We start from the raw sequence: 11,319 nt of genomic DNA, 5'->3' as shown, positions 1-11,319 counted from the left end.
GTTGCTGTAGAAGCATGTTTAGTTCGTCTGATCACAGATACGTTATAAAGTAGTTTGAGACTTTTTTAAATCCGTCAATGCGTAAGTCCTATAATAAATACTGATAGAAATTTATGATCTAAAAAAGCGATCATTTTTATAAAAACTTGCGGTTTTACCTATTTTAAAATTTTTCGTATTCTAGCTTCACAAGATAAGCAATCCCAGAAATAAGCCAGAGGAAATATCTCATGAGTTTAATCAATACTGAAATCAAACCATTCAATGCAACTGCTTACCACAATGGTCAGTTCATCGAAGTTTCTGAGCAAGACCTGAAAGGTAAATGGTCAGTGGTGTTTTTCTATCCTGCAGATTTTACCTTTGTTTGTCCAACTGAATTAGGCGATCTTGCTGATCAGTATGCTGAATTCCAGAAAATGGGTGTAGAAATCTATGGCGTGTCTACCGATACTCATTTCACCCATAAAGCTTGGCATGATACTTCTGACGTGATTGGTAAAATCCAGTATCCATTGATTGGTGATCCAACCTGGACTTTGTCTAAAAACTTTGAAGTGCTGATTGAAGCAGAAGGTCTGGCAGATCGGGGTACTTTCGTGATTGATCCAGAAGGTAAAATCCAGATCATTGAAATCAACGCGGGTGGTATCGGCCGTGATGCACAAGAGCTTCTGCGTAAAGTGAAAGCTGCACAATATGTACATGCGCACCCAGGTGAAGTTTGTCCGGCAAAATGGAAAGAAGGTGAAGCAACACTTGCTCCATCAATCGACCTGGTGGGTAAAATCTAATTCAAACCTAGTTCTTTGAAGCAAAAAATCCAGCACAAGTTGCTGGATTTTTTATTTTTTTAGTTTAGAGATTTATGAATTCTAGACAAAAACATCATACCATTTGATTTCTATTTGAGAACAAAATGAGAATTGAGGAATTGCACTCTATGCTTTTTAAGCGGCTTATGCGAGGCAATCAAGTAAGCGCAATACCCTGCTGCATGATTGACTAGGCCTGAAAACAAAGAAGCCTCTGCTTTCGCAGAGGCTTTTATTTTATAAGGCGCTGTAGTTTCTTGTCGTTTTAAACAATTTTCGCATAAACGCATCTGAATGGAACCGGATGAATTTATGGTTTTCTTATGCTGCGAATCATAGGTATTTAAAAAGTATTTGTCAACCAAGGATTATAAAAATGGTTAATTAAATTATTTGTTTTTAAAGCGAATTTTAAAATTTTTAAATAAAAATATGAATAAAATCTTAGATTTGATGGAATTTTAACTAAGGCAGAAAAATGAATAAAAAGCAGGTGAAATTGAACAAAAAGGCCTTTACGAAAAACATATATTCTGGAAGATTTTAATAACCTGTTTGATTGGCGCATGGTACATAATTTCTGTAGTTTTTCAATGACGGATGATCAGTTTGGATATCGCAGTAATTGGTAGTGGCATGGCCGGACTGGCTACAGCCAGAATTCTCCAGGACGCAGGGCATCACATCACGATTTTTGAAGCACTTCCAGGTCGCGGCATGGACAGTCATAGCCTTGAATTTGAAGGGGGCCTGATTGACGCACCTTTACGTGTGATGAATCCCTATCTGTGGAAAAACACCCTGAGTCTGGCCACGCATCTGGGCATTAAAACTTATCCGGTGCGGACCTATATGGCCTGCAGCTGGTTATTTGAAGATAAAACTGAAACCTGGCTGACCACATCGCGCAGCCGAATTGGCAATATCCCGATTATCAATAACCGTAAAGGCCTGCAGCAGTATGGCTGGCGTCTGGTCAAAGGCCTGTTGCAGTTAAAAGTTGCATTGACCAAATTCTTTAAATCGAAAAATCAGGACATCAGCCTGGCAGAATTTATCAATCGTAACGAGATTGAAGAAGTGTTCTGGCACGGTGCGGTGATGCCGGTGCTATATACCATCTGTACCTGCAATCCGAAAACCATTGGTGAATGGCCAGCGAAACCCTTATTAATTTTTCTGCGTCAACTGACCGATGGCGATGCGTTACTGCGTCTGCAAGGCGGTACACCAGCGTTGGTCGATAAGCTGATTGAAGGCATTCAAATTGAAGACGGTTCAGCAATTACACTGGTACAAGAGCAGGGCGATCAGGTCAAAGTTGAAAATGCGGCCGGTTATTCAAAACTGTTTGACCGGGTGATTGTCGCGACACCGACCACCAAAATTGAGGAGTTCCTGGATCCGGTACAATTCGCCAGTGAAATTGAATTATTGAAGAAATTCAAATTCGAACAAGGCGAACTGGTGATTCATACCGATGCCAGCGTAATGCCGCCAAAACGTAAAGACTGGGCCGTACTCAGCTATATGATGGACCGTAAATTTACTCGTCAGCAATTTACCGTGTGGCTTAACTCGATTGAACCTTCTTTGGTTGGCAAGTCGGCCGTGTTTCAGACCTGGCGTCCGGTAACCGAGATTGATCCGAAGAAAGTGATCAAATCGGTAATGCTGACACGTGCAGTCGTCGATGCTAATACGGTGGCACTGAATAAGGAATTGCAGCAACGTCATCTGGATGCCAACCGTAAGGTCTTCTTCTGCGGTTCATGGTCATGTGACGGTTTGCCGATTCTGGAATCGGCAGTGACCTCAGCGATGAAGATTGCAGAAATCTTTGGTGCGCCTTTACCATTTCAGGGTTTAAAACCTGTGGTTGAGGTTGCTCCGCAACTGGGTTATTAATCCATGCAATGGCTTCAGGCACTGCGTCAGCATCTTCCCCAGCACAAGTATGCAATTGATGCCGCTGTGTTGGGCGATCACGCGCAATTGCCCTGGAGCAATTTAGGGTATTGGCAAGCAGGTCAGCAGGATTATGCGGCTGCCTGTCGTATGCTGGCCGATCACCTTGCGCAAACTGTAAGTTTAAATTCAAAAGATAAACTGCTGGATTTAGGCTGCGGTCAGGGCGCCAGCTTGCTGCACTGGCAGCAACATTATCAGGTGCAATATCTGGCCGGGGTTGAGCTGCAGGCTGCCTGTGTGGCCAATATTCAGCAATATTTACCAGAACTGAATGCCATTTATCAGGCGTCATTTTTGCGTTTAAAAGAATTGCCATTTTCCCAGCGTTTTGATGTGGTGTTGTGCCTGGATGCGGCTTATCACAGTCCTGTGCCTTTATTCTTGGAGCAGGTCCGCAGTGTTTTAAATTCAAATGCACGGATTGGTTTTCATCATCTGGTTTTGTCCGAGCGTTGGGAAAATTTAAATGCCTTACAACGGCGTAAATATCAGTTTTTATTGAAATCTGCTGATGTGAATTTAAAAGATTTAATGACAGTGGGGGCACTGTATGCCTGTCTGGATCGTTTTGAATTTAAAAATATCCAGATTCAGGATCTGTCTGAACCGGTATTTTCCGGCTTTGCGGATTATGTGCAAAAAACTTTGAATTCAAAAGCATCAGATGATCACGCTCAAAATTCAAAACTGGATCATTTTAAAATTCGGATGACAGCGAAACTATGCCGAAAATTATATCAGGAAGGGATCGTGAGATATGTGCAAGTGACGGCACAATCGAAGCACTAGAAAGTGTAAGAAGACTCAGCTGAAAATACTAGAATCCAGAAACATCAAAGCCTCACTAAAAAGCGAGGCTAAGATATGGTGCCGGCACACGGATTCGAACTGTGGACCTACTGATTACAAGTCAGTTGCTCTACCAACTGAGCTATGCCGGCATGGTGGAGTGCATTTTACAGATTTTTTTTGGTCACGCAAGCCAAAAAATAACCGTTTAAACTGTTTCGGCAGGATTTGTTTATTTTGACCCGATGGATGAAAAGTTCTGTTTTGGGCTATGCGCAAAGAAATCGCCCATATGTGAAGATATGGGCGAGGGTGAAAGCACAGGATTGGTTCTGGATATGAGTCGGTTATAAGGTTTATCTGTTTTTCAGGATGCGATCTAATTCTTGTGCACATTCCTCTAAAGTAAAGGCCATATCAAACTGCATTTGAGGTTTGAGTTCTTGAGCGAGGCTTCTCCACTGTTCGATGAGTCTCAAGGCTTTTTGAATTTTATGTTTATTGATGTCCTTGGCAATGGTTGGGGTATAACCACCACGTTTTGCATTTTTAATCTGTTTGGCATAGTTTGCGCTGTTATTCATGTTCGCTCTCCGAATAGCAGTGTATCTATTTTTTAACTTCACATTTGAATGGCCTGGTTCACTTGGTTATTTCTTTCTATCCTGTGGTTTTTATTCTCCTTTTAGTTGATTTATAAGCAACATAACATAGCTTTGATGACAATAAAATTAAGCTATTTCTGTGCCAGCTTTTTGTTTAAACACATAAATAAAAACCTGAAATGAATGGCGTACAGAAACTGCACAATTCATCAGTTTTTCTGGTTGATAAAAAATAAAAAATTTTAAAAATAGAATTGAGCGTAAGTGTTGTGTTGCAAAAGATTTTTATGAACGAGGCTCGATATCAATTCAATGATTTGCATAAGGTGATTGATAATAATATTTTAAGATTTAAGCAGTTGATTTTTTTTTCTGGCTAGATAATGGATAAAATTAAATATAAAAAAACCCGAATCATGTGATTCGGGTTTTTAAATTCTGGCGGTGAGAGAGGAAGTCTGAATATAGTTATAAGTTATTGAAAATAATAATTATAAAAATGTATAAAATTAAATGTACCGACAAATATACCGACAAGTGAATAAAGAAAAAATATCAGATCACGTATCGTTAATTTGATTCCTTAATAATCGATATGCGAAATCATATATATTGAATAAGGTTGATAGCAGAAAAAGATATAAGCGGCTGAGCACTGAATTTGATCCTTTATCTCTACTGTAAGGCTCATACCTTTTTACAAATCCTAATCGAAATCTAGGCTAATTCGGAGTTAACCAAGCATTCAAAGGTCCTACATGCTTCTTAACACCATGAGCATAAGAAGACTGATGGTAGGGAGCTCCTTGATAAAGAATATAATCACAAGTCTTCTCGAGTTCTTTGTAAACCGCATTGTCCGTAGCACAGCTATATAAAAGTGCTATACCTATATTTTTACTATCTTTTGAAGCTTGTACAGTTATGTATTCGCCTGATTTGATAGGTTGGCCAAAAAAATGACATTGCCACCCATTATCTCTGAGTTTTTTTACTATTTCATCGTTCATCTTAGTTGAGAGAATTGCTGCGCGACCTAACCAGCCATCATCAGAGGCAGTAGGGTTAAAAGGTAGGCAATGATCAATTTGTAATTGCTGCAAGATATGGTTTTTAATGGCCTGGGTATTTAAGCAAGCAAAGACATCATTACGAAAAGACTCTGATCTTCTATCTAAAGTTGGTGGTAAAATTGAAACCTTAGATTGTTTCATTGCAAAACATTCAATAAATGCTAATGCTTGAATTAGCCCCATGGCTCGAAAAAAATTAGAGGGATTTTGCCAAATTTCTGATTTAGCATGTGCAAAAAAGTGCCGGTTAAAACCAGAAGTATTTTGATAGTTATCAGTGTTTTCATAAAAACTATTTTTAAGCCAGTTTCCAATCAACATAATAATTCTAATACGTTCATTCATTACCTTTAGAACATCATCTTGGACATACTCTTCAGGAATCCAATCTACACCTAATATATGATCATGCTTTATATTGTCTATAGCACGTTTTATGCATCGATCAACTTTAGTTTTTAAATCAAGATTCTCAACGGAGTCCTCAATAATAGTATTTAAAATATCTTCAATTATTGGAATTAAAGATGCTATAGAAGTCACTTTCATTCCGCTATAAAAAGCTAAAATTGATTCTTTAATTAATGGTACATGTTTTGATATCGCTATTGAATCAGAGAAAGTTTGTACAGTTATTGGAATAATATTAGAGAAGTTATATACAGTTGGGAAAAACTCCTTAAAGCGGTTTTGGAGCTCTTCTCTAGACAAAATATCTTGATAACCAATTTTCAAATTGGTTATTTTGAACCCTTCATTTATTTGCTCACGAGTCATAAATACAGGTAGAAACCAGTCAACTTGAGTCCAGAAATTCTCTTCTTTTTGGAGTGGTAAAATATTATTTTGATAAATTTTAATTTCAGATAATTTATAACGTGGCATTAAGACGGTGACATTCTCTAAAGTTGTAAGCTTAATTGCAGGAATAGTTTGATTAAAACCAAACTTAGTTTCTTCTATTTCTAATATTTCAATTCCTTGATCCATACAGTCAGAATGGATTTCTTCAAGAGTAATTGTTTGCATCTTATTTTGGTTGTTAAATTTAAACCAAATTCCTTTAATTTTATTTAATGATTCTTTAGGCATGATTTTTACTCTGATCTTAGAATTATGATCTCCAATCCTAAATTGGAGGTTGGACGGGATCTGAATGAACTACACTTTTAGTGCAGTTAAAAGGTGTGCTCTTGAGTGTATATCTGAACAAAATATCTTTAAACAGGAACTCTTATTTATAGAAAGACCATCAGTGCTTAAAAAAAAGCCTACTTCATGAATATGGCGTTTTTTATGCTTTTTGAATCAAAGATAAACTTTTATGCTTTCCGCATAAAAATACACTTTTGAATGAATAATGATCTACTACACCACAACGAAAACTGATTGTCTTTTAAGCTTAATGCAGTGCATTTCTAACGGCAGTGCAAAGTTTTGGTTCTCTGATTCTGTTAGTTTTTCAAAGTTCCATACTGTCATTCCAAAGTTGATCTTGGAGTATGGTCTCAATCTGGATGAATCTTTACGCAAGCGAAAATCAGATTATGGGGAACCAGTGTGGAGTTTAGTTATCAATTATGATCCGGCAAGGAATGATGTATTCCAGTTCTGGTTATTTACCACAGGCTATAGAGAAGCACGAAGAAGTAAGCTGACGCTAAAAGAAATACTCGCTAAAAATTCCAGCATGGTACAAAAGCAAAAGCTCAACAGTATTTTAACTGTCAAAAAAGAGAAGCTGCTACGCTATGGAGATTATGTACTTGGACAATACATAGAGTTCAGTGATCTTAAGCCTCAATTTTCTAAAACTTACTATCACCCAGAACAGTTTGGAGTGATATTTAATACCAAGACGATCCGAACAAAGACAATTGATAGTAATAAGAATTCAATTTACCGAATTTTTAAACCGTTCGACAATTTTGAATTAAAACGTCTTGCAGGTATTAATAGAAATTTTGGTTTTGCCTTCCTTGAAAATAAACATACTCGCTGGAATCAAACCTCTGTAAGTCAGTTTTTATTAAATCGGTTTGGGATTAAGTTTAATACTAATGTGAGTTATAACGATCGATTAAAAGAACTGACTAGGGTATTACGTGGAGTTCGTAAAAAGCACTTGGAGTTTTTCCAGCGTCATTCTCAGAAGAAAGTCCGCTACACCTGGTATCTATCAAAAGATTTTATGCAGTCGGCTGAAAGGGAGTTAGATAAGAAGATTGATTTAATCTCTACAGGTAAGGCAGATCGATTAAAAGAAGCTACATATCGATTAAGTGCACATGGTAATTTCCATGGAACCCGGCACCAAATTGGAAAGTTACAGGCCAAGACCAGATCAAAATTAAATAGTAGGGATCCAAACCATAAGAAGCTAAATCAAATGTATTTCCCTCGAAATCTTCACTATGTACGGTTTACTGCTAAAAAGGCTCAGAATATGAAAGAGTTTGAATTGACATGCCAGAATGCAGACAAGATTTATATAAATAAAAAGAGTCGGTCAAGATCTAAAGCTACTCATTAATCTGTTTCAATCTCTAATAATCTTTGGAAATTGAAATCTACCCAATATTGGGATCATTCCGAAAACGGTAATATTCCCAATATTGGGGTTTTGAACGATCCCGTTTTTGGGATTTTGAATGTACCCGTTTTTGGGATGCAGAACCTATCAATGAACCTATCAAAGAATCTGTCAGTTTCTCTGAGAAGAAAAGCTCACCTTTTCAAGTGCTCATTAGAATGCTTTGAAGGTGGGATTTTGATGGAAGCTAGTAATTTTTGAAAAATATCTGAAAGTGAATAAATCTATGGCTTGATTTTGCATCCAGTTCCTCACTGAGCAACTTTAATAAGAAAAACGACCAAAGGTACATGAAGATATTAAAGGGGTTAATACGGCGAATAAGAGCGTTTTAGGCATGCTTTTAAAAAGTATGATTTGACCTGCTTGGATACGCCGTAGTCTTAAAGATGATTGAAGCAGGGCAATTGATTACCAGGTGGAGTTGAAGGCTAAAAATATAGTGTTGAGCGGTCTCCCTCGCGCGCGCGCGCGTTTTGTCGAAATACACCCATTTTTTGGGGACTTGGATTGCCTCCTAATAATTTGAAACTTATTAGAGGAAGGGGTTATGGGGATTTATATTGAGCTTAATAATTTCGAAGTATCCAAAAGGCTAATTTTTCTTAAAGCAGAATCTAAATACGTCGCGCCTAATTATGAAGAGATGATTTTTGAGTTAAAGAAATACCATGAAATGACTCCTGAAAAGATTGCGCATTTATTACCGGTGTCTGGCCCCTCTGCGATAAATGAATGGGCACGCGGTGGCGTACCTAACTATGAAAATGGTGAAGCATTAATAGAACTATGGAAAACTCTTACTGATAAGACAGATCAGGATATTCCAAGAATTAATTACCGGAGTGTGTAGGAATATGGGGAATATTAAGACAACAGCTTTTAAGCCATTAGATTGTGATGAAATGGAGAGATCCATTCAGCTATGCAATGGTATTGAATATTTAATTGATGAGTTTCAGAGACAAACTAATGGGAAGGAGTCGAGTCAATTATTTAATAGCGAATACCAGGCTCAATTATTAAAGATAGCATCCCACCTGGAAGAGCTGATCCACCGGCTCACTTATTTGGCGAATAAAAATAATAAGGCATTTTACTTTAGGCATTTGTTCGCGATTCTTAAAAGTTTGAGTTACGCACCTAATCCATTAATCATTACGGCATACCATCTGGATCCTAATCATGAGTTTAAGCGTTTACTTAATCGGAATACGTTTGATTATGAAGTCAGACAAATTGTTAAAAAAATTCAGTTTATAAAGCCAGTATTACAATCACTCGCTGTAGGCCGAAAGTCCGGTATTAGAAGCATTTCACATTCTTTTTAAGAATATTCTAGTATAAAAGGGGGCTTTCATAGCCTCCTTTTTTTCATTGCTGTACACACCCATTTTTTGAGGACATGTAACCATTTAATTTTGAAGTATTGAGTAAATTACTTCGAGAAAGAAAATGGCTAGAATCCCGATGGGCAACTTTGGCAATGCAATGCCACAGGTTGAGCGTACCCAGATGCCACAGCGCAACACAGGCCAATTAGCACAGGCTGGTATTAACTTGGGTCAGGCTATAGGACAAGTTGCTACACAACAAGCTGAGCAGAAAAAGGCGGAGCAAGACAAAAAAGCTAAAGCCGATTTTGCATTGCAATCCTCTAAGGTTGGCGCGGACATCAGTGTAGTGGATGATGACCTTTTGCTTAAAATGCAAAGTGGTGCAATTGCCTATGATGACGCCGTAGTTCAACGCCAAAAGAGCTTAGAAACAATCAAAGGTCAGTACAAAGACCTAATACCTAAACAGTTTGAGCAGAACTTTAATAATTATTTTGAGCAGCATTCTTACCAGAGTGCATCGAAGTATTTGCCGATCGCGCAGAAGTCGAAGCAGCAACAGGCCATTGTGAAATTAAAGGATATGCGAGAAAACTACCTCAAAAATCCAAACGCTTCTGAGCAGGATGTTTGGAGTGGTATGGCTTTATATGGACAGTCCGAAAATTTACCCTTAGCGCATGTACAGAATGCTTTTAACGAGTACAAAAATAATCGGGCCGGCAATGATGTATCCACATTTTATTTGGGAAATAAGTCAGACAACGAAAAGCTGACTGAGCTATCCACTCCTGATGCTGTAATAGCAAAACACCCTAATTTAACTCAAGAGCAGGCCGTCTACTGGAGTGGACGGGTATCAAGTCAAATCGATCAGAATAACCGGGCAGTTGCCTTACAGCAAAAGCAGTTAGAAGATGATGCAAAAGATGCTGTTACTGAGATGAAGGCAGATATTGAAACAGGCTTGATCCCAAGTGAAGACGTGATTAAATCGCGTTTAGCACGTGTTAAGGGGACAGGGAAAGAATCTGAGTTTGTTCAGTACAGCGGGGCTTTGGTTGAAGTACAGCAGTTCATGAGACTGGGAGCGGATGAGCGTGAAGCTTACCTCAGTAAAAAGCGTTCAGAGGCTCAAAATACGGCGCAAGATAATGCTAAAGACGTGAGCTGGAAGTTAAACCTTCTGTCTAAAACGCATGAGAATATGTTGGGCTATGAGAAAAATAATTCAGCTCTGGCGTACTCAATCAAGACTGGCCAAGAGCTGACAGTAGTACCTACTCATGCGATTTTGAGCGGCAATCCTGATGCCATTAATGCCTTATCTAAAAACATTAAGTCTATTCACGCGAACAATGTATTGAACGGTACTGTAGGGTCGTTAAATCCTTTCTCTACACAACAGCAATCTGAATTAAAGCAGTTCTGGGAAAAAGCTAGACCAGGCGATAAGTTGAATTTAGTGACTAGCCTCTATAAATCTAGTGCTGGCAATGCCAATGCATCTAGAGACATGATCAACAGTATTGCTGGTGAAAGTGGCTCATATCGTTTATCCGCTTCACTCAATAATAGGGGGCTACAAGATATTGCTGGCCAGATTATTACCGGTCAGGATCTGATTGAAAAAGGCTTGGTCAAAGTAGATGAAAACGGTTTAACAAAGCAAACAGAAACGTATTTAGCTGGTATTACTTCACCAGGTAAACCTGACTTTCAAATCTATCTGGATTCAATCAAAGCCAACTATGCTTATTTGGTTCAAAAAGCTGAGAAGGTGACTGATACCAAAGGCAATATTTTAAATAAAACCATTGATGAAGAGCTTTTCAATAGAGCTGCCAAGAATGTCACAGGAGGCAAGTTCACCTCAGGGGGATTCTTCGGAAGTAAATCAGTAGTGTTACGGCCTCATACCGTTGGTGAAAAGGCTTTTCGTGAGCAACTGGAGAGCTTTAACTCTCGCAATGCCCGCAACTATGGTGGATCTGATAAAGACTTCTTCTTGGATCTGCCTTTAGAGCAAGACCCTAAAAATCCATACGTCTATTACTTCAAGAATGGTACCAAGTACATCATGGATGCCACCGATAAGAAGCGTCAAACACGTTTAACTTTTAAAGTGAGATGAGG

General features: G+C 38.4%; 8 protein-coding genes and 1 tRNA gene. 6 read left to right on the top strand and 3 right to left on the bottom strand.

Features of this window, described 5'->3' with window-relative positions; genetic code table 11:
* The first annotated feature begins 230 nt into the window (after window positions 1-230).
* The 3 genes from ahpC (at window position 231) to NI466_RS12345 (ending at window position 3,575) form a co-directional block, all read left to right on the top strand.
* Window positions 231-794 (top strand): alkyl hydroperoxide reductase subunit C, encoded by a 564-nt coding sequence (gene ahpC / locus NI466_RS12355; protein WP_004278673.1) that lies wholly within the window; start codon window positions 231-233, stop codon window positions 792-794.
* Window positions 795-1,415: 621 nt separating this feature from the next.
* The gene (locus NI466_RS12350) at window positions 1,416-2,723 is read left to right on the top strand and encodes an FAD-dependent oxidoreductase (RefSeq protein WP_004647280.1); all 1,308 of its coding nucleotides are present in this window, start codon (window positions 1,416-1,418) and stop codon (window positions 2,721-2,723) included.
* A gap of 3 nt (window positions 2,724-2,726) precedes the next feature.
* Window positions 2,727-3,575, top strand: a complete 849-nt coding sequence (locus NI466_RS12345; RefSeq protein ID WP_253173740.1) for an SAM-dependent methyltransferase — start codon at window positions 2,727-2,729, stop codon at window positions 3,573-3,575.
* A gap of 76 nt (window positions 3,576-3,651) precedes the next feature.
* On the opposite strand, the gene NI466_RS12340 is transcribed toward NI466_RS12345, so the two are convergent.
* From NI466_RS12340 to NI466_RS12330, 3 genes are all read right to left on the bottom strand, one after another.
* Window positions 3,652-3,727: transfer RNA gene (locus tag NI466_RS12340), tRNA-Thr, on the bottom strand.
* A 204-nt stretch (window positions 3,728-3,931) separates the two neighbouring features.
* Window positions 3,932-4,159, bottom strand: coding sequence for a hypothetical protein (locus tag NI466_RS12335; RefSeq protein WP_004647282.1), 228 nt, complete (start codon window positions 4,157-4,159; stop codon window positions 3,932-3,934).
* A gap of 743 nt (window positions 4,160-4,902) precedes the next feature.
* The gene (locus tag NI466_RS12330) at window positions 4,903-6,345 is read right to left on the bottom strand and encodes a hypothetical protein (RefSeq protein ID WP_253173738.1); all 1,443 of its coding nucleotides are present in this window, start codon (window positions 6,343-6,345) and stop codon (window positions 4,903-4,905) included.
* 313 nt (window positions 6,346-6,658) lie between these two features.
* On the opposite strand from NI466_RS12330, the gene NI466_RS12325 reads away from it, so the two are divergent.
* From NI466_RS12325 to NI466_RS12315, 3 genes are all read left to right on the top strand, one after another.
* Window positions 6,659-7,786, top strand: a complete 1,128-nt coding sequence (locus NI466_RS12325; RefSeq protein WP_435575023.1) for a hypothetical protein — start codon at window positions 6,659-6,661, stop codon at window positions 7,784-7,786.
* Between the two features lie 610 nt (window positions 7,787-8,396).
* On the top strand, window positions 8,397-8,699 hold the full coding sequence (locus NI466_RS12320) for a hypothetical protein (RefSeq protein ID WP_180134836.1): 303 nt from the start codon (window positions 8,397-8,399) through the stop codon (window positions 8,697-8,699).
* Window positions 8,700-9,301: 602 nt separating this feature from the next.
* Window positions 9,302-11,317: a hypothetical protein gene (locus NI466_RS12315; RefSeq protein WP_435575022.1), complete on the top strand. Its 2,016-nt coding sequence runs from the start codon at window positions 9,302-9,304 to the stop codon at window positions 11,315-11,317.
* Window positions 11,318-11,319 lie beyond the last annotated feature (2 nt).

The organism is Acinetobacter lwoffii, from assembly GCF_024129595.1.
Lineage (GTDB): Bacteria > Pseudomonadota > Gammaproteobacteria > Pseudomonadales > Moraxellaceae > Acinetobacter > Acinetobacter lwoffii_O.
This window is presented reverse-complemented; position numbering and strand designations above follow the sequence as displayed.

Coding starts and splice junctions, on each gene's coding strand:
- ahpC (WP_004278673.1), top strand. CDS start 231: ATGAGTTTAATCAATACTGAAATCAAACCATTCAATGCAACTGCTTAC.
- NI466_RS12315 (WP_435575022.1), top strand. CDS start 9,302: ATGGCTAGAATCCCGATGGGCAACTTTGGCAATGCAATGCCACAGGTT.
- NI466_RS12345 (WP_253173740.1), top strand. CDS start 2,727: ATGCAATGGCTTCAGGCACTGCGTCAGCATCTTCCCCAGCACAAGTAT.
- NI466_RS12350 (WP_004647280.1), top strand. CDS start 1,416: ATGATCAGTTTGGATATCGCAGTAATTGGTAGTGGCATGGCCGGACTG.
- NI466_RS12330 (WP_253173738.1), bottom strand. CDS start 6,345: ATGCCTAAAGAATCATTAAATAAAATTAAAGGAATTTGGTTTAAATTT.
- NI466_RS12320 (WP_180134836.1), top strand. CDS start 8,397: ATGGGGATTTATATTGAGCTTAATAATTTCGAAGTATCCAAAAGGCTA.
- NI466_RS12335 (WP_004647282.1), bottom strand. CDS start 4,159: ATGAATAACAGCGCAAACTATGCCAAACAGATTAAAAATGCAAAACGT.
- NI466_RS12325 (WP_435575023.1), top strand. CDS start 6,659: ATGCAGTGCATTTCTAACGGCAGTGCAAAGTTTTGGTTCTCTGATTCT.